General features: G+C 71.7%; 20 protein-coding genes and 1 tRNA gene. 14 read left to right on the forward strand and 7 right to left on the reverse strand.

Translation table 11 applies throughout. From position 1 onward, the window contains the following. Positions 1–14: 14 nt before the first annotated feature. Positions 15–97: transfer RNA gene (locus tag FHX82_RS01405), tRNA-Leu, on the forward strand. A gap of 502 nt (positions 98–599) precedes the next feature. On the opposite strand, the gene FHX82_RS01410 is transcribed toward FHX82_RS01405, so the two are convergent. After that, positions 600–1088, reverse strand: coding sequence for a hypothetical protein (locus FHX82_RS01410; protein ID WP_145939091.1), 489 nt, complete (start codon positions 1086–1088; stop codon positions 600–602). A 176-nt stretch (positions 1089–1264) separates the two neighbouring features. Here FHX82_RS01410 and FHX82_RS01415 point away from each other — a divergent pair, with 176 nt between their 5' ends. Beyond that, a complete protein-coding gene (locus tag FHX82_RS01415) occupies positions 1265–2344 on the forward strand; it encodes a hypothetical protein (RefSeq protein ID WP_183176421.1) in 1080 nt (359 codons plus the stop codon). Here the strand turns inward: FHX82_RS01415 and FHX82_RS01420 are convergent. After that, positions 2295–3932 carry a hypothetical protein gene (locus FHX82_RS01420; RefSeq protein WP_145939090.1) on the reverse strand — a complete coding sequence of 546 codons (1638 nt, stop codon included), beginning with the start codon at positions 3930–3932 and terminating at the stop codon, positions 2295–2297. The genes FHX82_RS01415 and FHX82_RS01420 overlap by 50 nt on opposite strands. A gap of 11 nt (positions 3933–3943) precedes the next feature. Then, a complete protein-coding gene (locus tag FHX82_RS01425) occupies positions 3944–4837 on the reverse strand; it encodes a serine/threonine dehydratase (RefSeq protein ID WP_145939089.1) in 894 nt (297 codons plus the stop codon). A 74-nt stretch (positions 4838–4911) separates the two neighbouring features. On the opposite strand from FHX82_RS01425, the gene FHX82_RS01430 reads away from it, so the two are divergent. Then, positions 4912–5796, forward strand: a complete 885-nt coding sequence (locus tag FHX82_RS01430) for a LysR family transcriptional regulator (protein WP_145939088.1) — start codon at positions 4912–4914, stop codon at positions 5794–5796. Here FHX82_RS01430 and FHX82_RS01435 read toward each other — a convergent pair. Continuing rightward, positions 5793–6167 carry an FKBP-type peptidyl-prolyl cis-trans isomerase gene (locus FHX82_RS01435; protein WP_145939087.1) on the reverse strand — a complete coding sequence of 125 codons (375 nt, stop codon included), beginning with the start codon at positions 6165–6167 and terminating at the stop codon, positions 5793–5795. The genes FHX82_RS01430 and FHX82_RS01435 overlap by 4 nt on opposite strands. A 72-nt stretch (positions 6168–6239) precedes the next feature. Here FHX82_RS01435 and FHX82_RS01440 point away from each other — a divergent pair, with 72 nt between their 5' ends. The 9 genes from FHX82_RS01440 to FHX82_RS01480 are packed head-to-tail and all read left to right on the forward strand — an operon-like array spanning position 6240 to position 15991. Then, entirely contained in the window at positions 6240–7271 is a 1032-nt protein-coding gene (locus tag FHX82_RS01440; RefSeq protein WP_145939086.1) for a trans-sulfuration enzyme family protein, read from the forward strand. Next, positions 7268–8752, forward strand: coding sequence for an ABC transporter substrate-binding protein (locus FHX82_RS01445; protein ID WP_183176422.1), 1485 nt, complete (start codon positions 7268–7270; stop codon positions 8750–8752). Before FHX82_RS01440 ends, FHX82_RS01445 begins: the two co-directional genes overlap by 4 nt. Beyond that, a complete protein-coding gene (locus tag FHX82_RS01450) occupies positions 8749–9693 on the forward strand; it encodes an ABC transporter permease (protein WP_145939085.1) in 945 nt (314 codons plus the stop codon). The genes FHX82_RS01445 and FHX82_RS01450 overlap by 4 nt, the downstream gene beginning before the upstream one ends. Then, positions 9690–10496: an ABC transporter permease gene (locus tag FHX82_RS01455; protein WP_145939084.1), complete on the forward strand. Its 807-nt coding sequence runs from the start codon at positions 9690–9692 to the stop codon at positions 10494–10496. The genes FHX82_RS01450 and FHX82_RS01455 overlap by 4 nt, the downstream gene beginning before the upstream one ends. Beyond that, a complete protein-coding gene (locus tag FHX82_RS01460; RefSeq protein WP_145939083.1) occupies positions 10493–11251 on the forward strand; it encodes an ABC transporter ATP-binding protein in 759 nt (252 codons plus the stop codon). The genes FHX82_RS01455 and FHX82_RS01460 overlap by 4 nt, the downstream gene beginning before the upstream one ends. Next, positions 11248–12003, forward strand: coding sequence for an ABC transporter ATP-binding protein (locus FHX82_RS01465; RefSeq protein WP_145939082.1), 756 nt, complete (start codon positions 11248–11250; stop codon positions 12001–12003). Before FHX82_RS01460 ends, FHX82_RS01465 begins: the two co-directional genes overlap by 4 nt. Then, entirely contained in the window at positions 12000–12752 is a 753-nt protein-coding gene (locus FHX82_RS01470; RefSeq protein ID WP_145939081.1) for an SDR family NAD(P)-dependent oxidoreductase, read from the forward strand. Before FHX82_RS01465 ends, FHX82_RS01470 begins: the two co-directional genes overlap by 4 nt. Positions 12753–12761: 9 nt before the next feature. Further along, positions 12762–14129, forward strand: a complete 1368-nt coding sequence (locus FHX82_RS01475; protein WP_145939080.1) for an amidase — start codon at positions 12762–12764, stop codon at positions 14127–14129. Between the two features lie 29 nt (positions 14130–14158). Beyond that, a complete protein-coding gene (locus FHX82_RS01480; protein ID WP_183176423.1) occupies positions 14159–15991 on the forward strand; it encodes a hypothetical protein in 1833 nt (610 codons plus the stop codon). Here FHX82_RS01480 and FHX82_RS01485 read toward each other — a convergent pair. Together FHX82_RS01485 and FHX82_RS01490 are read right to left on the reverse strand one after the other, a co-directional pair. Beyond that, the gene (locus FHX82_RS01485; RefSeq protein ID WP_260171922.1) at positions 15988–16833 is read right to left on the reverse strand and encodes an HpcH/HpaI aldolase/citrate lyase family protein; all 846 of its coding nucleotides are present in this window, start codon (positions 16831–16833) and stop codon (positions 15988–15990) included. The genes FHX82_RS01480 and FHX82_RS01485 overlap by 4 nt on opposite strands. A gap of 5 nt (positions 16834–16838) precedes the next feature. Continuing rightward, positions 16839–17909, reverse strand: a complete 1071-nt coding sequence (locus FHX82_RS01490; RefSeq protein WP_145935048.1) for an HpcH/HpaI aldolase/citrate lyase family protein — start codon at positions 17907–17909, stop codon at positions 16839–16841. Between the two features lie 358 nt (positions 17910–18267). Between FHX82_RS01490 and FHX82_RS01495 the strand changes: the two genes are divergently transcribed. Together FHX82_RS01495 and FHX82_RS01500 are read left to right on the forward strand one after the other, a co-directional pair. After that, entirely contained in the window at positions 18268–18906 is a 639-nt protein-coding gene (locus FHX82_RS01495) for a hypothetical protein (protein ID WP_145935047.1), read from the forward strand. 20 nt (positions 18907–18926) lie between these two features. Next, positions 18927–19577, forward strand: a complete 651-nt coding sequence (locus tag FHX82_RS01500; protein WP_145935046.1) for an NAD(P)H-binding protein — start codon at positions 18927–18929, stop codon at positions 19575–19577. On the opposite strand, the gene FHX82_RS01505 is transcribed toward FHX82_RS01500, so the two are convergent. After that, complete coding sequence (locus FHX82_RS01505; RefSeq protein WP_145935045.1) at positions 19574–20863, reverse strand: D-arabinono-1,4-lactone oxidase; 1290 nt, start codon at positions 20861–20863, stop codon at positions 19574–19576. The two genes, FHX82_RS01500 and FHX82_RS01505, sit on opposite strands and share 4 nt — an antisense overlap. Positions 20864–20880 lie beyond the last annotated feature (17 nt).

Below are 20880 nucleotides of genomic sequence, written 5' to 3' on the forward strand. Positions count from 1 at the left end.
GTTGAAGGCACTCGGGGCGAGTGGCGGAATGGCAGACGCGCACGGTTCAGGTCCGTGTGTCCGAAAGGACGTGAGGGTTCAACTCCCTCCTCGCCCACCCTGTTCAGGCCCGATCCGCTGGCGCGGATCGGGCCTTTCCCGTTGTCCTCATCACACCCGGGGGGGCGACCCCCCGGACCCCCACGGTGCGTGCTCCTTTCGGTTGTGTGCGTTGGGCCGTTTGGTGTTGACCAGCCACGATGCCTGCTTCTTGCGTAGTTCCGGTTTGTCTGGACCAGTGGTTGAGGCTTTCTTGGTGCGGGTGGGGGCGGTGGGGGGCGGTACGGTTCGGGTGTGGAGAACCTGTTCGATGGGGCCGCTGAAACTGTCGTCATGGGGCGCGACATCGGGCAGGTCCACTTCCACGGTGCGCGGCGGGTGGCGGCGTTGTGCCAGGTCCCGGCCGTGCCGGAGCACTACACCGACAACGAGCGGCCGCTCGGGGAGCTGGACGCCTGGTTCGCCGACCGCGTCGGGCCCAAGGTCGCGATCGTGCGCGGGGCACCCGGATCGGGGCGGACCACGCTGGTCAACCACTGGGTGCAGCAGCACCGGCAGGACTACCCCGACGGCCGGTTCTTCGTCCGGCTCGCCGGTGGGCCCGACGGCGCCGACCGTGAGCGTTCCGCCCTGCGCGAACTGCTGCTCGCCACCAGCCACCCCGCCGCGGAGATCCCCGAAAGCCTCGACGGGCGCGCGAACTGGTGGCGGTCCTGGAGCGCGGACAAACGGATCGCGCTGGTCATCGACGACGCGCTGACCGCGTCCCAGGTGCACAGCCTGCTACCCGGCGCCGGTGCGTCCGCCGTCCTGGTCACCGAGGCCGGGCGGATCACCGGACTGCTGGCGTCCTCCACCGCCACGCTCGTCGACGTCGACCCGATGGCCGATTCCGCTGCCCGCGAACTGCTCGGCAGGCTGGTGGGCGCCGACCGGATCGCCGCCGAACCCGAGGCCGTCGACCGGTTGCTCGCCCGCTGCGAGGGCTCGACGATCGCGCTGTGCGTCGTCGCGACGCTGCTCAGGGAGTACTCGAACCGCACGGTCACCTGGCTGGCGGACAAACTCAGCCGGGACGAGCGCGTCCTGCGTGAGCTGTCCCGCGACGACGGCCTCTCCGTGACGGTGGTGTTCGACGCCGCGTACGAGCGGCTCGGCGAGGCCGCGCAGGCGTGCTACCGGGCCCTCGGCGTGCGGGGCCGTCGCGGCCGAGACCGTCGCGGCGGTGCTGGAGGAGCCGGTCGACGACGTGTCGGAAGCGCTGCAGGAACTCGTGCGCACCCGGCTCGCGACGGAACCCGAGGAGGACCGCTACCTCCTCTCGGGCCTGGTCCGGCGACACGCGCGCACGAAGGTGCCGAACGCCGACGAGGTGCTGGACCGGTTCCTCGACCACTACCTCGCCCGCACCGTCGCGGCGGCCGTGCTCCTCATGCCCGATCGAACCTGGCACCGGACCCTTCTGCCCCCGGTTGTCGGCACCGGCGACCCGTCTTCCGCGCAGGAGTGGCTGGACGCCGAGAGCGGCAACGTGCGGGCGGCCGTGGAGGCGGCGTACCGCTTCGGCAGGCTCGGGCACGTCTGCCTGTTCGCCGTCGGCCTGTGGCCGTACCACCAGCGAGGTGGGCACGCACAGGACATGGCCGCGGTCAACGAGCTGGGCGTCCGTGCGGCCGGGCACCGCGGCGACGACCTGTGTCACGCCGTCCTGGCCTGCCAGCTGGGTTTCGCGCACCTGCAACGCGGCGACGCCGACCGTGCCATCGAGGTCCTGAGGGACGCGCGGGAAGTCGCGGCGAGGACCGGTAACTCGGAAATCGAGGCCACGGCCATCGAGTCGCTCGGGCTGGCGCACCTGGCTCGCGGGGACGCCGCGGCCGGCGACCTGCTGCGCCGGAACCTCGAACTGGCGCTGGAGCTGGGCGACGAGCGTCGTCTCGCGCTGGCGCGGTTCCACCTCGCCAAGGCCGTGCCGCCCCGGGAAGCCCTGTCCTTGCTGGCCGAGGCCACGGCGGGACTGCGGAAGGAACCGGAGAACCTCGCGAAGATCGACCTGTGGCGGGCCCGCAAGCTGCGGGAGACCGGTGAGCATGCCGAAGCGGAACGAGCGCTCGCGCGAGTGCTGGAGACCGGTCAGTACCGGGAACGGGGCGAGGCCCTGGTCGAACGGGCGGAGCTGGCCGTGTCGCGCGGGGAAACCGACCATGCCCGTGCGGACCTGAATGAGGCGCTGGAGCTGTTCCGGCGGCGCGGACTCACGTCTCTCGCCGGCTCGACGGAAGCCCGGCTGACCGAACTCGGCTGACCACCGTCGCGACCGCGCTGTACCGCCTCCCGCCCGCTACCACCTGCAGCCGTCCCGGCGGCCGGTGCAGCAGCAGGGCGGCGAAAGCCGCGACGGGCCCGCTGACGTCGTCGAGCTCGATGAACATCCCGTCGGCCGTGCCCAGCAGCCAGCTCGTCCCGCCGGTCCGCGCGGCCGCGAGCCGGCAGCCGGGCAGCGCCCCCAGCGTCCGTTCGACCCACTGCGCCGGGTCGGGCGGACCGTCATGCACGAGCACGTCGGCCAGGTCCAGCAGGCGCACGCTCGCTTCCCGCGTGTCGACGACGAGGTGCGCGTCCGGCGGCAGCAGGTCCGGCTCGCGCAGGGCGTCCGCGGGAAAGCGGTCCACGGTCGCCTCGCCGTCGTGGAGGCGCACCCGCACGAGCTGCGCGTGGGCGTGCGGGACGGTCACCTCCGGCACCGGCAGGGCGCGAGTCTCCGCAGCCCACCGCGGTGGTGGCAGGTCCAGCCACCGGTAGATCGTTTCGCGGAGCACGGCGGCGGACTTCCCCGGCAGGGACGTCGTCAGCTCGGTGATCGCGGCGAGCCCGTGCGGTTCGGGACCGGACAGCGCGTGCTCCAGCTGTGGTCCCGGCGGTGCGTGCCGGTCGAGCCGTGGGGTCACTTCGAGGAGCCTGCCGACCGGGGACCGCGGATCCACCGCGTCCGCCGGGGCGGCCGCGAGCAGCAACGGCGTGCCGAGCGCGGCGGAGTAGAAGCTGACCGACCCGTGGTCGCCGATCGTCACGTCGGCGGCCACCAGTGCGGGACCCCACAGCTGCTCGGTCGGCAGCACGAGCACTCCGGCCCGGACACAGTCTTCGAGCCACCGGTCCACCTGCCACCGCGAGTGGCGCCCCGCGATGTTCGGGTGCAGCGCGACCGCCAACCGGTAGGAGTCCAGGTCCAGCTGGGCGGCGAGGCGGGCGATCAGGCCGGGGTCCGAGCCGTACAGCGACGCCGCCCCCCACGTGGACGAGACGAGCACGAGCCGCTGGTGGGGCCGGACGCCGAGCGCCTGCCGGTAGCTCTCGCGCAGCGGCCTGCTCGCGAGCATCCGGTCGAAGCACGGATCTCCGGCGACCAGCGCGGCGCCGACCGCCTCGGGGCACGCCTCCGCGAGCCGGGTGAGCTGCTCGGCGTGGGACAGCACGATGACCGACGGCACGGGACGGCCGCGGTGGAGCAACCACGGGCTGGACAGGCCGAAGACGCCGGAGATCCCGTTCGATTCGAGGTATTTGTTGTAGCCCATGCCGTGCGGCACGACCATCAGCGGCGCGCTGATCTCGTGCAGGTCCCCGCCGTAGCTCGCGGCGATCGCGAAGTCCGGGCGGTGCCGCAGGGCCTGGCGCCACGGCAGGAGCCGCGTGATGCCCGCGCGGGCGAGGAACTCGTCGGTCCCGGCCGTGAAGGCGCTGGACCCCGGGCAGGTGAACACCGTCTCCACCCGCGGGTCCTCGGCGAACAGCGGGAGGATGTCGAACAGCCGGGTCGCGGCGGTGGTGTTGTGCACCACGGCCAGCACTGTGCGCTCGGGGCGAACCGTGCTCCAGCTGTCGACCGACACGACGGTTGATCCTAGAGCGGTTGCCACTCCGAGTTGGCGCCGCAGAGGACGATGGCCGGGAGGTCGCCGGGGAGCCGGTTCGCCAGCCAGGCGGCGAAGGCCGTGGCGGCCGCTGGTTCCACGGCCAGGCGGAACTCGTGCCACAGCAGGTCCCGTGCGGCGAGGATCTCGTCGTCCGGGACCCGGAGGGCGTGCAGCGGGTGGCTGGTGAGGATGTCGAAGGGGGTTCGGCCGACCCGGGTCGCGCCCAGGGCCGAGGAGGCGATCGAGGTGGTCTCCGCGGCGACCGGTTCGCCCGCTTCCAGTGCCCGGTTCAGGCTGTCGCAGTGTTCCGGTTCCACGGCGACGGTGAGGCGGCCGGCGCTGCCCAGCGCCAGGCCCGCCGCCAAGCCGCCACCGCCGACCGCGACGGCGATCGTGTCCACCTCCGGCACGTCCTCGACGATCTCCGCGGCGACCGTGCCCTGCCCGGCGATCACCACCGGGTCGTCGTACGCCTCGACGTAGCGGGCGTCGGTCACCTCGTGCGCCGCGGCTGCCGCCTCCGCGTACGTGTTCCCGACGCGGACCAGGCGTGCGCCCGTCTCCTCGATGCGGACGGCCTTGCTCGCGGGGATCGACTCCGGCGCGTACACCGTGGCTCGCAGGCCGAGGATCGACGCCGCCGTCGCCACGCCGATGCCGTGGTTGCCGCCCGACGCGGTCACGACCTGCTCCGGCCGCGGCCCGCTGAGCAGGGCGTTCAACGCGCCCCGGAGCTTGAACGAGCCCGTCCGCTGCAGGTGCTCCAGCTTCAGCACCAGCGGTCGCCCGTCGAACTCCGTGCGCAGGACCGGAGTCCGGCGGACGTACGGGCGGATGCGCTCCGCGGCGGCGGCGACTTCGGACGAGAGGGTGGCTGTCATGGCTCCACTCTGCTCGCCGCCGGTCGTTAGCCGATAGCGCGATTCGCTAAGCAGACTTCAGCGATACTTACGACGTGCTGCACGCCGAACGCCTGCGGATCCTGGTGGAGGTGGCCCACGCCGGTTCGATCGCGACCGCCGCGCGCCGCATGGGTTTCACGCCCTCCGCGCTGTCCCAGCAGCTCGCGCGGCTGGAGCGGGAAGTGGGCTGCACGCTGCTGGAACGGCGGCCCACCGGTGCTTCGCTCACGGAGGCGGGACGACTGCTCGTGACGCACGGCGAGGTCGTCGCAGGCGAACTGCGCGCGGCCGAACGGGCCGTGGCGACCCTGCGGCGGCAGCCGGTGGCGGACCTCGGCATCGGAACCTTCGCGACGGCGGGCCAGGTCCTGCTGCCGCCCGCGATGCGTGCCTTCCGCGAGGCGCACCCGGACACCCGCCTGCGGCTGATCGACCTCGAACCGCCGGGCGGCTACGGCCTCGTCGTCTCGGGAGAACTGGACCTGCTGATCACCCACCGCTATCCCGGGGTGACCCTGCCACCCGCGCGCGGGCTGGCCCGGCGGCCGCTGCTGGCCGACCGGCTGCGCCTCGTGCTGCCGGCCGACCACCGGCTCGCGGCCGCGCCGCGGCTGGAGTTCGAGGACTTCGCGGACGACGACTGGGTGTCCGGAGACCAGGCCGCGCCGAGCCGGATCTGCTTCGAGAGCCTGGCCGACGAGACGGGCGTGCACCCGCGCGTGGCGTACGAGACGCGGGACTACGCGGCGATCCTCGCGCTGGTCCGCGCCGGGCTCGGGGTGTCGTTCGTGCCGCAGAGCCTGCTCGGCGCCGCCGCGCGGGACGGGATCGTGGTGCGGGACCTCACCGGGCGACGGCCCGTGCGCGAGATCCTGACCGTGCACCGCGAGCGGCCGTCCGAGCAGGTCATGACGATGGTGGAGCTGCTGCGCCGCTAGCCGACCTCGACCAGGTCGACGACGAAGACCAGCGTCTCGTTGGGCTTGATCACGCCGCCGGCGCCGCGCTCGCCGTACGCCAGCTGCGGCGGGATGACGAGCTGGCGCCTGCCGCCGACCTTCATGCCCTGCACGCCCTGGTCCCAGCCGGGGATGACGTGGCCCTGCCCCAGCGGGAAGCGCAGCGGCTCGCCGCGGCCCCACGACGAGTCGAACTCCTCGCCGGTGGAGTGCGAAACACCGACGTAGTGCACGGACACGACCTTGCCCGCGGTGGCCTCGTCGCCCCCGCCGACGGTGAGGTCCGTGACCTCCAGGTCTGCGGGCGGCGGGCCGTCCGGGCGGTCCACTTCGGGCTTTTCCAGTGCCATGTCGACTCCCTCGTTCTCGGCTCGGTGCACCGTATCGACCCGGTGGCGGCCCCGCATCCTAGGCTCGCGGGTATGGACTGGTCACTGCGCACGCGCGCGATCGCCGCCGGTCGGCCCACCGAGCCGGGCGAGCCGCTGAACACGCCGATCGTTCCGACGAGCACGTACGTCGCGGGTGGCGGCTTCACCTACGCGCGGGAGAGCGGCACGCCCACCTGGGAAGCGCTGGAGGAGGCCGTCGGCGCGCTCGAAGGCGGCCGGGCCACCGCGTTCGCGTCCGGGATCGGGGCCATCGCCGCGGCGTTCGACCTGTTCCCGATCGGCGCGCGGGTCGCGGTGCCGACGTTCAGCTACTCCGGCACGCGCGGGTTGCTGGAGCACGCCGTCAAGCAGGGCCGGTTCACCGTGCGGCAGCTGGACCCCGAGGACGTCGCGGCGTGGGAGGCGGCAGCCGACGAGGTGGACGTGCTGTGGGTCGAGTCGCCGACCAACCCGATGCTGCACCTGATCGACTTCGCCCAGCTCACCGGCCGCCACGCGAAGGTCGTCGTCGACAACACGTTCGCCACCCCGCTCGCGCAGCGGCCACTGGAGCAGGGCGCCGACGTCGTGGTGCACAGCGCGACGAAGCTCATCGGCGGGCACAGCGACCTCCTGCTCGGCCTCACGGTCGCGCGGGACGAGACGCTGGCGCAGGAGCTGCGCGACAACCGGACCCGCACCGGCGCGACGCCCGGCGCCCTCGAAGCGTGGCTCGCGCTGCGCGGGCTGCGCACGATGCCGGTCCGGCTCGCCGAGCAGTCGAAGACCGCCGCGCTGCTCGCCGAGCGGCTGTCGCGGCACGAAGCCGTCACCCGCGTCCGGTATCCCGGGCAGGGCATGATGATCGCCTTCGAGCTGGCCGACGCGGCCGCGGCGGACCGGTTCTGCGCGGCGCTGGAACTGATCGTGCACGCCACGAGCCTCGGCGGGGTGGAGAGCCTGGTCGAGCGGCGGGGGATGTACGCGCTGGAGGCGCACGTGCCGCAGGGGCTGATCCGGTTCAGCGTCGGGCTGGAGGATCCCGAGGACCTGTGGCGCGACCTCTCGCGCGCGCTCGGATGAAAGCCCGGTTGCTGGCGCTGGCCCTGCTGCTGGGGATTTCCGGCTGCTCGGCGGGCTCGACCGCGTCGGTGAGCGGCGGGCCGGACACGTTGTCCGTCGGGTTCTCCGCCGAGCCGCAGAACTTCGACTTCACCCGCACCGACGGGACGGCGATCCCGCAGGCGTTGCTCTACAACGTCTACGAGGGCCTGGTGAAGCTCGACGGGAACGGGAGCATCGTCCCGCTGCTGGCGAGCTCGTGGACGGTCAGCCCGGACCGCCGGACGTACGACTTCCAGCTGCGGCCCGGCGTGCGGTTCAGCGACGGCGCGTCGTTCACCGCGTCGGACGTCAAGTTCTCCCTCGACCGCGTGAAGACCGACTGGACGATCTCGATCAAGTCCAAAATGGACGTCGTCGACCACGTGGACGTCGTGGACCCGCTGCACGCCCGCGTCGTGCTGAAGCAGCCGAGCAACAACTGGCTGTTCGACCTGACCGGTCGCGTCGGCGCCATGTTCAGCCCCACGGGCATCGCGGACCTGGCGAACAAGCCGGTCGGCACCGGCCCGTACGTCGTCGCCGAGCGGCGGCGTGGGGACTCCATCGTGCTGCGCGAGAACCCGGACTACTGGGGTGCGAAGCCGGCCTACAAGACCGTGGTGCTCAAGTACATCAAGGATCCGACCGCGCTCAACAACGCGTTGCTGAGCAACGGGATCGACGTCATCTCCACGATCACCGCGCCGGACTCCATCCCGCAGTTCGAGTCCGACACCCGGTTCACCGTCCTGCAGGGCACCACGAACAGCGAGGTGGTGCTGTCGTTCAACGGCGCCCGCGCCCCGCTGAACGACGTCCGCGTGCGCCGCGCGCTCACGCTCGCGATCGACCGGAAGGCCTTGCTCGACACGGTGTGGGCCGGGCGCGGGACGCCGATCGGCAGCATGGTGCCGCCGACCGACCCCTGGTACGAGGACCTGTCGAACTACTACCCGTTCCGTCCCGACGAGGCGAAGGCGCTGCTCGCGCAGGCCGGCCGGCCGAACCTGTCGCTGCGGCTGCGGATTCCGAACCTGCCGTACGCGGTCTCGGCCGCACAGGTGGTCGCGTCGGACCTCGCGGACATCGGGGTCGAGGTGAGCATCGAGCCGCTGGACTTCCCCGCGGTGTGGCTCAAGCAGGTGTTCACCGACCACGACTACGACATGTCGATCGTGCAGCACGTGGAGGCCCGTGACATCACGACGTTCGGCAGCCCGAAGTACTACTGGGGCTACGACAACCCCGAAGTCCAGCGCCTGCTGGCAGAGGCCGACGCCGGCACGCCGCAGCAGCAGGTCGACGACATGAAGACCGTCGCCCGCACGATCACCGGCGACGCGGCGGCGGACTGGCTGTTCCTGGCGCCGAACGTGGTGGTGGCCAAGAAGAAGGTGACGGGTCTGGCACGCAACCAGGTCAGCGAGTCGTTCGACCTGACCGGATTGGGGCGCGCATGACCGCGCTCGTGCGCCGCACGGCGATCCTGGTCGTGAGCGTGTTCGTGGCGTCGATCGTGGTGTTCGCGTTCCTCGCCGTGCTGCCGGGCGATCCCGCGCAGGTCGCGCTGGGCGTCAACGCCACGCCGGAGCTGCTCGCGCAGACGCGGCACGCGTTCGGCCTCGACCGGCCGCTGGTCACGCAGTACTTCAGCTGGCTGGGCGGCGTGCTGCACGGCGACTTCGGCCGGTCGTACGTGACGGGCGAGGCCATCGGCCCCCAGCTGGTCGACCGGCTCGGCGTGACGCTGTGGCTCGTCGGCGCCGGGATGGTGGTGGCGCTGGTGCTGGCGATCCCGTTCGGCACGCTGGCCGCGACGTGGCACCGCCGCGCGTCGGGCGCCGCGATTTCCGGGTTGTCGCAGCTGGGCGTGGCCGTGCCCGCGTTCCTCGCCGGAATCCTGCTGGTGCAGGTGTTTGCGGTGCGGCTGCGGTGGTTGCCATCGGGCGGCTGGACCCCGCCGGACCAGGACTTCGGCGAGTTCCTGCGTGGGCTCGTGCTTCCGGCGCTGTCGCTCGGCGTCGTGCAGGGCGCGGTGCTCACGCGTTACGTCCGCTCGGCCGTGCTGGACACGCTCGGCCAGGACTACCTGCGCACGGCGCGGGCGAAGGGGCTGCGGCCGTATCCCGCCTTGCTGCGGCACGGGTTGCGCAACGCCGCGGTACCGGTGGTGACGGTACTGGGTCTGCAGCTGACGACCCTGCTGATCGGCGCCGTCGTGGTGGAGCGGGTGTTCGTGCTGCCGGGGCTCGGGAGCATGTTGCTGGACGCGGTGTCGTCGCGGGACCTGCTGACCGCGCAGGGGATCGTGCTGGTTCTGGTGGTGGCGGTGCTGCTGGTGAACTACCTGGTGGACGTGCTGTACGTGCTGATCGACCCCAGATTGCGGGTGGGGCGGTGAACCGGAACCTGTGGGCCGGCTCGGTGCTCGTGGGGCTGGTCGTCCTCGCGGCGCTGGTGTCGTTCGTGTGGACGCCACACGACCCGTTGAAGGTCGACGCCGCCGTACGGTTGAGCGGGCCCAGCGCGCAGTTCTGGCTCGGTACCGACAAGTTCGGCCGCGACGTGTTCTCGCAGATCCTGGTCGGGGCGCGGACGACGTTGTACGTCGGGGTGATCGCGGTCGGCGTCGCGGCGGTCGTCGGCACGCCGCTGGGCATCCTCGCCGGGATGTCGAAGCGGTGGCTCGGCGAACTGGTGATGCGCGTGAACGACCTGGTGCTCGCGTTTCCCGCGCTGCTGCTGGCGATCATGTTCGGCGCGGTGTTCGGGGCGAGCACGCTGACCGCGATGCTCGCGATCGGCATCGCGACGATCCCGTCGTTCGCGCGGATCGCGCGCTCCGGAACGCTGCAGGTGATGAGCACGGAATACGTGCTCGCGGCCCGGTCCGGCGGCCGGTCGCGGCCGTTCATCGCGCGGCGGCACGTGCTGCCGAACATCGCGGGGCTGGTGATCGTGCAGTCCTCGGTGTCGTTCGCGATCGCGGTGCTGGCCGAGGCCGCGCTGTCGTTCCTCGGGTTCGGCACGCGCCCGCCGACGCCGTCGTGGGGGCGGATGCTCCAGGAGTCGCAGGAGCTGCTGACCGTGCAGCCGCGGCTGGCACTGGTGCCGGGTGTCGCGATCGCGGTCGCCGTGCTGGGGTTCAACCTCCTCGGCGACGGGCTGCGGGACCGGTTCGACCCACGACTGGAGCGCCGATGATCACCGTCGCAGGACTTTCCGTGTTCGCCGGCGACCGAGCGCTGGTGCGGAACGTGTCGTTCGAGATCGGCGACGGCGAGCGTGTGGGGCTGATCGGCGAGTCGGGCTCGGGCAAGTCACTCACTGCGTTGACGGTGCTGGGCCTGCTGCCCGAGGAGCTGCGGGCGACCGGTTCGGTCCTGTTCCACGGGAAACAATTGCTGTCCGCAAGCGAGCGCGAGCTGTCCCGGCTGCGGGGAAACGCCCTGGCCATGGTGTTCCAGGAGCCGATGTCGGCGTTGAACCCGCTGATGCGCGTGGGACGACAAGTCGCGGAGTCGACAAGACTGCACGGCACCCGCTCCCGGCGGAAGGCGAACGAGAAGGCACAGCGGTTGCTGGAGTCGGTCGGCCTGCCCGATGTCTTCCGGGCCTATCCGCACCAGCTCTCGGGCGGCCAGCGGCAGCGCGTGGTCCTGGCGATCGCGCTGGCGAACGACCCCGCGCTGCTGATCTGCGACGAACCCACCACCGCGCTCGACGTCACCGTGCAGGCCCAGGTGCTGGACCTGATCCTCGGCGGCGTCGCGGAGCGGTCGAGCGCGCTGCTGTTCATCACGCACGATCTCGCCGTCGTCGCCCGCGTCTGCGACCGGCTGCTGGTCATGCTCGACGGCGAGATCGTCGAGCAGGGCAGCACGCGCGAGGTGCTCACGGCGCCCCGGCACGAGTACACGCGGAAGCTGCTGGCGGCGAGTGACCTGGAGGCGGCGTGATCGAGCTGCGGGACGTGCACCGGCGGTACGACCGGGTGCACGCGTTGCGCGGGATCTCGCTCGACGTCGAGGCGGGGCAGCGGTTCGGCATCGTCGGCGAGTCCGGTTCCGGCAAGTCGACGCTGGTACGGCTGCTCGCCGGGCTCGACCGGCCCACGTCCGGCGAAATCTCCTTCCAGGGCCAGCGGATCGACGGGCTGCCCGAACGAAAGCTGGGTTTCCTGCGCTCGGCGTTGCAGGTCGTGTTCCAGGACCCGATGGGCTCGCTCGACCCGCGGATGCGCGTGCGCGACATCATCTGCGAGCCCCTGGGCCGCACCGACCGCGAGCGGGCCGCCGAACTGCTGGCCGCGGTCGGGCTGCCCGCCGACAGCGGCGACCGCTATCCACACCAGTTCTCCGGCGGGCAGCGGCAGCGGATCTCCATCGCCCGCGCGCTCGCGCCGCGGCCGAGCGTGCTCGTCGCCGACGAGCCGGTCAGCGCGCTCGACGTGTCCGTCCGCAAGCAGATCCTCGACCTGCTCGCCGACCTCGTCGACCGCTTCGATCTCACGCTCGTGTTCGTCTCCCACGACCTCGGCGTGGTACGACGGGTCTGCGACACGGTCGCGGTGATGCGACGCGGTGAGATCGTGGAGCGGGGCGAGGTCGCCGAGGTCTACGACGCGCCGCGGCACCCGTACACGCGGGAGCTGATCGCGGCGGCGCCGAACCTGCGGGCCGAGCTCGCCCGGCTGAGAGGAGGAGCGTGAACTACGAGCAGTTGTTCCGCCTCGACGGCAGGCGCGCGGTGGTGCTCGGCGCGGGCAGCGGGATCGGGCGCGAGGCCGCCCGGGCGTTGCTGGCGCACGGCGCGGAGGTCGTCAGCGCGGACCGGGATCTGGCCGCGGCAAAGGAGACCGGCGGGCAGGCGTACGAGCTCGACCTGCTGGAGCCCGGTGCCGTCGAACGGGCGGCGCGGGAGCTGGGCGAGGTCGATGTCGTCGTGCTCACCGCCGCGGTGAACGTGCGAAAGCGCTTGCTGGACTACTCGCGCGCCGAGTTTGACCGGGTCGTGGAGCTGAACCTCGGCGCCGCGTTCGAGGTGGTGCGGGCGTTCGGCGCGGGCATGGTCGAGCGGCGGCGGGGCAGCATCATCGGGTTCTCCTCGATCCGCGGCACCACCGTCGAACCCGGGCAGGGGCCGTACGCGGCGACGAAGGCCGGGCTCGTCCAGCTGCTGCGGACGGCCGCCGCGGAGTTCGGTCCCGCGGGCGTGCGCGTCAACGCGATCGCGCCCGGAGTCGTCGAAACCCCGTTGACGGCGCCGATCAAGGCGAGCCCGGAGTGGTACGACGCGTACGCGGGCAAGAGCGCGCTCGGCCGCTGGGCGCGGCCGGAGGAGATCGCCGGTGCCGTGGTGTTCCTGGCGTCGGACGCGGCCAGTTTCGTCACCGGTTCCGTGCTCACCGTCGACGGCGGCTGGACCGCGGTCGACGGCCGCTACGCCCCACCGGAGTAGGAGGGTTTCGTGTTCGAGAGCGCCACCGAACTGCTGGCGGGCTACCGGAACGGAACGCGGTCGCCGGTCGAGGTGACCGCCGCCGTGCTGGACCGGATCGACCGGCTCGAACCCCGGCTGCACGCCCTCTACGCCTACGACCCGGAACAGGCGCGAGCGGCGGCGAAGGCGTCCGAGCAGCGGTGGCGGTCCGGACGGGCTGGCGGGCTCGACGGAATTCCCTTGACGCTCAAGGAGAACATCGCGACTCGCGGCACCCCGGTGCCGCTCGGCACCGCGGCCACCGAGCTCGTGCCCGCCGCCGCGGACGCGCCGGCCGCCGCACGGGTCCGCGAGGCCGGTGGCGTGCTGCTGGCGAAGACCACGATGCCCGACTACGGGATGCTCACCTCCGGCCTGTCGAGCTTCCACCCCGCCACCCGCAACCCCTGGGACCTCGCGCGCACGCCCGGCGGGTCGAGCGCGGGAGCGGCGGCGGCCGCCGCGGCGGGGTACGGCCCGCTGCACGTCGGCACGGACATCGGCGGTTCGATCCGGCTGCCCGCGGGCTGGTGCGGGCTCGTCGGGTTCAAGCCGAGCTTCGGCCGCGTGCCGGTGGACCCGCCGTTCCTCGGCCGGGTCGCGGGGCCGCTCACCCGCACGGTCGCGGACGCCGCGTTGCTGATGAGCGTGCTGTCCCAGCCTGACTCGCGGGACCACCTGTGCCTGCCGCCGCAGGAGCTGCCGTGGCTGGACCTGGACTCCACCGTGCGCGGACTGCGGATCGGGCTGCAACTGGAAGCGGGGGTGGGCCTCGCCGTGGAGCCGGAGATCCGCGACGCGGTCGTGGCGGCGGCACGGCTGCTGGAGTCCGCGGGAGCGGTCGTCGAACCGGTCGAACCGTTCCTGACCCGCGAAATGCTCGACGGGCTCGACACCTTCTGGCGCGTGCGGGCCTGGTGCGACATCAGCGCGTTGCCGGAGGAACGGCAGGCGAAGGTGCTGCCGTACATCGCCGAGTGGGCCCGCGGCGGCGCGGACGTCTCCGGTGCCGCGACCTACCGCGGCTTCTCGCAGATCGATGCGATGAGCGTCGCCGCGCTGCGGGCCATCGAGCCGTTCGACTTCGTGTTGTCCCCGACTTGTCCGGTTTCGCCGCCGCCCGCGGACTGGGCGTCTCCGACGAACGACCCGAACCGGCCGTTCGAGCACATCGCGTTCACCGTGCCGTACAACATGTCCGGTCAGCCCGCGTTGTCCCTGAACTGCGGTTACACCTCCGAGGGCCTGCCGATCGGGCTGCAGGTCGCGGGCCGGCGCTTCGACGACCCCGGCGTGCTGCGCCTCGCTGCAGCATTCGAAGGAATTCGGAATCCGCAGCGGACGCCTGAGGTGTAATCGGCCGCGGAAATTGAGACCATCGACCCATGCGCATGGTCTACACCGGAGCGGACGAAGAGGACTTCATCGACGCTCGCCGGCGCCTGCTCGTCGAGCTCGACGCGTGGTCGGAGATGCGGCAACGCGTGGTCGACCCCGTGGTCGCCGGCGCGCTGCTCGACTACCGGTTCGAGCGGGACGGGCTGCTGGGCCGGTGGACACGCGAGGTGCTGCGAGGTGCGCTGCTGACGTGGTTCCCGCGCAAGGTCGTGCTGCTGGACCCCCACTCGTCGGCGGTGCTGTCCACCGTCGAGGCGCTGCTGGACTTCTTCGACGACGCCGACCTGTTCGACGACCGCAGCGAGCCGCCCGGCGTGCTGCGGACGTTCGTGCGCGGCGTCGCGGACCGCTTCGACGAGGCGATGCGGGAGCCGTCGAACTTCGGGCTCGCCAAGTTCTGGGCGGTCGCGATGGCCGAGCACGGCGTCGACCCGCTCGACGAGTTCGAGGCGCAGGAGTTCCTCGACCGCGTGCAGGAGGGCGAGGTCGAGGTCGACCAGGAGCTGTTGCAGGACATCGCCTACCGGCACTACGAGGGCGACACCGAGGTGGAGCCGCTGGAGCCGACGCCGGTGTTCGCGCTGGCCTCGGACCAGGAGCTGACCGGCGACGCGGCGGAGACCAGGGTGGTGCGGCGGCTGCGGCGGTTCGTCGACTGGGTGGGCGACGGGCGGGAGCTGGCGGCCAAGGGCAGGCTCGCGGAGTCCGACGCGCGCGACCTGGCCGACCGGCTCGACGAGCCGGACCCGACGGAGCTGGTGTCGCTCGCGAAGACGGCGGGCGTGGTGCGCGTGCTGAAGGGCAGGCTGGTCCGGGTCAAGCGGGCCGCGCCGCTGCTGGAGGACCCGCTGGCCCTGTGGCGGGTGGCGGTCCCGCACGTGGTCGCGGACTGCCGGGAGCCGCTGCGCCGCTCGGCCGAACGGCAGCTGGCGTACGAGCTGCTGGAGTCGATCCAGGCGGACAACGACTGCGCCACCATCCCGATGCTCATCGAGATCCTGGACGACCTCGGCGACCTGAACTGGCGCTGCGCCGACGCGACGCCGGTGCTGCGGGTGCTCGGCAGGCTCGCGGACTTCGGGCTGGTGGAGCTGTTCCCGGCCACCGAGGAGCACTACGAGGACCTGCTCGACTTCGCGGGCGTGGACTCGGTGGACGACGTGCCCGAGGAGGAACGGCAGGTCGTGCGCATGCGCCCGCTCGGCACGCGCGTGATGTACGACGCGAGGGTCCAGGCCGGAATCCCGACGCTGACCCTCGGCGACCTCGCGGGCGAGACCGCGGAGGTGTTCCTGGCGCGCGTCGGCCCACTGCCGCAGGAGGCGTTCGAGGAGGGCGCGCGGCTGTGGCTACGGGCGCGGCACCCCGAGCGGGCGATCGCGGAGCTGTCGGAGGTGGCCAGGCGCACGGACGACTTCGAGCACCGCATGCTGGCGTTCCAGCTGCTCGCCGAGTACGGGGAGCAGGGCGTCTCGGCAATTTCCGAGCTGCGTGATCACTCGGCCGCTGGTCCCGCCGCGTTGAGCTGGCTGTTGGACGCGGGGCTGATCGATCCCAGCGAGGTTCGGGGGCGGGAGCGGACGTACGGGATGGTTGACGTGCTCGCTGCCGGAATCCGGTCAGCGGGGCGGAAGAAGGCAATGGAGGAGTTCGCCGCGCAGCCACGTCAGGCGCAGTTGTTGTTCCTGGCGGATGCGACCATTTGCGGGCATCCGCATACTCGGGAGGTTTTGGAGTCGATGGTTTTGGCCCATCCGGACCGGGCGGTGTCGAACGCGGCTCGGAAGGCTTTGGACTGGCTGCACGAGCCGGAGGGCTAACCGCCCAGCGTCTCTGCCAGTGCCAGCACCCTGCGGGCTTCTTCCACGTGCAGGTTTTCGATCATCCTGCCGTCCACCGTCACCACGCCCTGGCCTGCTTGCTCGAAAGCCGTGATCACCTTGCGGGCGTGCTCGATCTCCTCCGCCGAGGGGGCGAAGATGCGGTTGCACGGGTCGATTTGGCTCGGGTGGATCAGCGTTTTGCCGTCGAAGCCGAACTGCCTGCCCTGACGGCATTCCGCCTCGAAGCCTTCCACGTCCTTCACGTCGTTGTAGACGCCGTCGAGGATGACTTTTCCCGTGGCGCGGGCGGCGAGCAGACAAAGCGACAGGCCGCCGAGCAGTGGGGCCCGGCCTGGCACGAACTCCGCGTGCAGCTCCTTCGCCAGGTCGTTCGTGCCCATCACGAGCACCGTCAGGCGGTCGCTCGCCGCCGCGATTTCTTCCGCGTGCAGCATCGCCACCGGCGTCTCGACCATCGCCCAGATCTTCGTCGACTCCGGTGCTCCGCCCAGCTCCAGTGCGCGCTCGATGTTGTGTACGTCGCGGGCCGAGTTCACCTTGGGGACGACCACCGCCGCCGGGGCGGCCTGGGCCGCTGCGCGCAGGTCCGCGTCGTGCCACTCGGTGTCCAGGCCGTTCACCCGGATCGCCACCTCGCGCGAGCCGTAGTCGCCCGAGGAGGCCGCCGCGCACACCCGGTCCCGGGCGGCTTCCTTCGCGTCCGGCGCGACGGCGTCCTCCAGGTCCAGGATCAGTGCGTCCGCGGGCAGCGTCTTCGCCTTCTCCAGCGCACGTTCGTTCGCGCCGGGCATGTACAACACGGACCGCCGTGGCTTCAGCTCGGTCACGCCAGCGCCTCCTTCGTCGCTTCGTCGTAAGCCGCCCTCAGGTCCGGGTCACGTTCGGCCAGCTTGTCCGCCAGCTCCGCCACCACCCGGCACTGCTTGAACGACGCGTCGTCCTGCATCTTCCCGTCGATCATGACCGCACCGGTGCCGTCCCCCATCGCGGCGATCACCCGGCGCGCCCACGCGACGTCCTCCGGCGCGGGCGAGAACACGCGCTTCGCGATGTCGATCTGCACCGGGTGCAGCGACCAGGTCCCGACGCAGCCGAGCAGGAACGCGTTGCGGAACTGGTCCTCGCACGCCACCACGTCGCGGATGTCCCCGAACGGCCCGTAGTACGGCAGGATCCCGTGCAGCACGCACGCGTCCACCATGCGCGCGATCGTGTAGTGCCACAGGTCCTGCTGCGAGGTGGTGCGGCCCTCGTGCAGGTCCTCGCCCACCGGGTCGGTGCGCACGAGGTAGCCCGGATGCCCGCCGCCGACGCGGGTGGTCTTCATGCGGCGGCTTGCCGCGAGGTCCGCGGGGCCGAGCGAGATGCCCTGCATGCGCGGACTCGCCCCGGCGATCTCCTCGACGTTCGCCACACCGCTCGCCGTCTCCAGGATCGCGTGCACCAGCAACGGTTTCCGCAGTCCGGCGCGGGCTTCCAGCTGCGCGAGCAACCGGTCGACGTAGTGGATGTCCTGCGCGCCCTCGACCTTCGGCACCATGATCACGTCGAGCTTGTCACCGATCTCCGTGACCAGCGTGAGCAGGTCGTCGAGCACCCACGGCGAGTCGAGGCTGTTGACGCGCGTCCACAGCTGCGTCGAGCCGAAGTCGTTGGCTTTCGCGATGTCCACGAGCCCCTGGCGCGCGGCCTCCTTGCGGTCGGCGCGCACCGCGTCTTCGAGGTTGCCGAGCAGGACGTCGACCTTCTTCGCGAGGTCGGGGACCTTCGCGGCCATCTTCTCGTTGCTCGGGTCGAAGAAGTGGATCATCCGCGACGGCAGTGCGGGAATCTCCCGGACCGGGTCCGGGGCCCCGACCGCGAGCGGCGCGAAGAAGTCCTTCGGCGAGCGCATCGATCCTCCAAGCAGTGGTAACGGGGAGCAACCCTAGCTCCCGGCTAAGCCGCTGTGCTGCGGTGAAGCTCACGCCCCGGCGTCTACCTGCGGTTCCGGAATCCGGTTGCTCCGTTCGGCGGTACGGAAATCCGCTCAGTAGCACCGTTCGACTGGCCGTCACCCGTTCGGTCGCAGGGTCGGACTGAAGTCCGATTACCGCTCATCGACCGGTCACCGACCGTCGGGCGCCGCCGATCGCAGCCGGTCTCCCAACCCGAAGACCCGCGGCGCGCGCACTGGTACTCAATTCATGTGCCCGTTTTCACGAGGGGGAACGGCACGCAAGACGCAGGCAGGGCAAGAAGGAGGCGGACTCGTGGCGGTTACACCAGGGCACACCGGCGACGCGGTGGTGGCCGGCGGAACCCGGTCATTTCCCACCCGGGTGGTGCCGCCAGTCGAGCTCCCGGCGAGCACGTCCTACCTGGCCGCCGCCGCGGCCGCGCAGCTGGGCTGGAAGGGCGTAGTGCTGCCCGAGGTGACGATGCTCGGCCGCCGCGTGTGCGTGGTGGCGCGGCTGCGCACCGACGTGCACGCCGAGCGGATCGCGTGCGGCATCGGCCCGGTCGCCGACCGCACGACGGTCTCCACGTGGATGTGGCCCGAGTTCGCGCCGACCGCCCCGGCGCCGGCGGCGGAGATCGTGGGCGTGCTGTCCGTCGCCCGCCACTGGCGCACCGGCATGGCCGCCACCGTCCCGTTCGCCCGCTACGGCGAGGCCGCCATGGTGCTGCCGACGCCGGCGGTGCTGAGCAAGGACTACGTCGACAACTGCCTGCCGCGCGCCCGGTCCTACGGCCTGTCCGTCGTGTCCGCCGACAGCGACGCCTCGGTCGCGCTGGACGTGTCCGACCGCCGCGAGCGCACCCTGCTGCCGCAGGACGCGGTGTCGCGCTGGATGAACGAGATGGTCTACGAGCAGCTGCTCGCGTCCTACGACCTGCCGGTGGCCTGAGCCCCGCCTAAAGTCCAAGCATGCGAGTAGTCATCGCCGGAGGGCACGGAAAGATCGCGTTGCGCCTGGAGCGGCAGCTGGCCGCGAACGGCGACCAGGCGGTGGGCATCATCCGGAACCCGGAGCACGCGGCGGACCTGCGGGACTCCAGCGCCGAGCCCGCGGTGCTCGACCTGGAGAGCGCGTCCGTCGAAGAGGTCGCCGAGGTGCTGAAGGGCGCCGACGCCGCGGTGTTCGCCGCCGGCGCGGGCCCGGGCAGCGGGGTCGAGCGCAAGGACACTGTGGATCGTGGTGCGGCGGCGCTCTTCGGCGCTGCCGCGGAGCTCGCGGGCGTCCGCAGGCACGTGCAGATCGGTTCGATGGGCGTGGGCCGCCCGCCGCGCCCGGGGACGGACGAGGTGTTCGCCGCGTACCTGAAGGCGAAGGAAGCCGCGGAGGACGACCTGCGCGGGCGAGATCTGGACTGGACCATCATCCGTCCCGGCCGCCTCACCGACGATCCGCCGACGGGCGAGATCCACCTGGCCGACGAGGTCGACTACGGCGAGATCTCCCGCGACGACGTGGCCGCGGTGATCATCGCGCTCCTCGAAGAGGGCCGCACCTTCCGCCGCACGCTCGAACTGGTCGGCGGTCACACGCCGATCGCGGAGGCCATCGCCCGCGTCTAACCCAGGACGCGGTCCAGGTACGGGTTGCTGAACACCCGCGCGGAATCCACCTCGTCCCGCACGCGGACGAAGTCGTCGAAGTGCGGGTACAGCTTCCGCAGCGCCGGGGCGTCGAGGTCGTGCATCTTGCCCCAGTGCGGGCGGCCGCCGACCTCGGCGACGATCGCCGCGAAACCCGCGAAGTACTCGCGGTACGGCATGCCGACGAACTGGTGGATCGCGACGTACGCCGAGTCGCGGCCGTATGCGGTGGACAGCCAGATGTCGTCCGCCGCCGCGACCCGCACTTCCACCGGGAACGCCACCGGGTCCCGCAACCGGGGCACGAGCGCACGCAGCTCGGTGAGCACGTGGTGCAGCGACTCCCGCGGCACGGCGAACTCGGACTCGACGAACCGCACGCCGCGGTGCGTCACGAACACCCGGTGCGAGTGGTCGGCGTACTCCCGCGTCGAGAGGGCCGCCGAGGCGAACCGCCCGAGCGGCTGCGTCAGCTTCGGCACCGCGCGGCCCACCCGGCACAGCGTGCCGAACGCGACGTTCTCCATCACCTGGTAGTCGTAGAACTGCCGGAACCGGCTCAGCGGCCGGTGTTCGTCGGTCCGGTTGTTGCGCTTGACCAGCGCGTTCTTCCCGTACGGGAACCAGTAGAACTCGAAGTGGTCGTTCTCCTCGGCGAACGAGTCGAAGCCCTCCAGCACCTGCTCCAGCGGTTCGGGCCGTTCCTGCGCGGAGAGCACGAACGACGGTTCGCACTGCAGCGTCACGCTGGTGATCACGCCGAGCGCACCGAGGCCGACACGCGCGGCGGCGAACAGTTCGGGCCGCTCGTCCGCCGAGCACCGGACCAGCGAACCGTCGGCGAGCACCAGTTCCAGCGCGACGATCTGCGTGGCCAGGCCCCCGAGCCGCGCGCCGGTGCCGTGCGTTCCCGTCGACACCGCGCCCGCGATGGTCTGAGCATCGATATCACCGAGGTTGGTCATCGCGAGCCCGAGCCGGTCGAGCTCCGCGTTGAGGCGTTTCAGGGTGGTGCCCGAACGGACGGTGACCTGGAAGGCACCCGCGTCGAGGGCCTCGACGCCGGTCCACTCGTTCAGGTCAATCGCGTCGGACTCGGCGACGGCGATCGGCGTGAACGAATGACCGCTGCCGCGCGGCCGGACGCGGCGGCCCGCGGTGGCCGCACTCGCCACGACCTCGGCGATCTCGGCCACGCTGCGCGGGGTGTGCACGCGCTGCGGGGCGGCGGTCGCGGTTCCCGCCCAGTTGGTCCACCGGTTCATGGGTTGCCCGTTCGTGT

Source organism: Amycolatopsis bartoniae (genome assembly GCF_014191255.1).
GTDB classification, from domain to species: domain Bacteria; phylum Actinomycetota; class Actinomycetes; order Mycobacteriales; family Pseudonocardiaceae; genus Amycolatopsis_E; species Amycolatopsis_E bartoniae.

What these genes read in the sequence shown, in the direction of transcription:
- FHX82_RS01425 (WP_145939089.1), bottom strand. Translation starts at nt 4,837, where the DNA reads ATGACAGCCACCCTCTCGTCCGAAGTCGCCGCCGCCGCGGAGCGCATC.
- FHX82_RS01435 (WP_145939087.1), bottom strand. Translation starts at nt 6,167, where the DNA reads ATGGCACTGGAAAAGCCCGAAGTGGACCGCCCGGACGGCCCGCCGCCC.
- FHX82_RS01440 (WP_145939086.1), top strand. Translation starts at nt 6,240, where the DNA reads ATGGACTGGTCACTGCGCACGCGCGCGATCGCCGCCGGTCGGCCCACC.
- FHX82_RS01445 (WP_183176422.1), top strand. Translation starts at nt 7,268, where the DNA reads ATGAAAGCCCGGTTGCTGGCGCTGGCCCTGCTGCTGGGGATTTCCGGC.
- FHX82_RS01450 (WP_145939085.1), top strand. Translation starts at nt 8,749, where the DNA reads ATGACCGCGCTCGTGCGCCGCACGGCGATCCTGGTCGTGAGCGTGTTC.
- FHX82_RS01460 (WP_145939083.1), top strand. Translation starts at nt 10,493, where the DNA reads ATGATCACCGTCGCAGGACTTTCCGTGTTCGCCGGCGACCGAGCGCTG.
- FHX82_RS01480 (WP_183176423.1), top strand. Translation starts at nt 14,159, where the DNA reads ATGCGCATGGTCTACACCGGAGCGGACGAAGAGGACTTCATCGACGCT.
- FHX82_RS01490 (WP_145935048.1), bottom strand. Translation starts at nt 17,909, where the DNA reads ATGCGCTCGCCGAAGGACTTCTTCGCGCCGCTCGCGGTCGGGGCCCCG.
- FHX82_RS01500 (WP_145935046.1), top strand. Translation starts at nt 18,927, where the DNA reads ATGCGAGTAGTCATCGCCGGAGGGCACGGAAAGATCGCGTTGCGCCTG.
- FHX82_RS01505 (WP_145935045.1), bottom strand. Translation starts at nt 20,863, where the DNA reads ATGAACCGGTGGACCAACTGGGCGGGAACCGCGACCGCCGCCCCGCAG.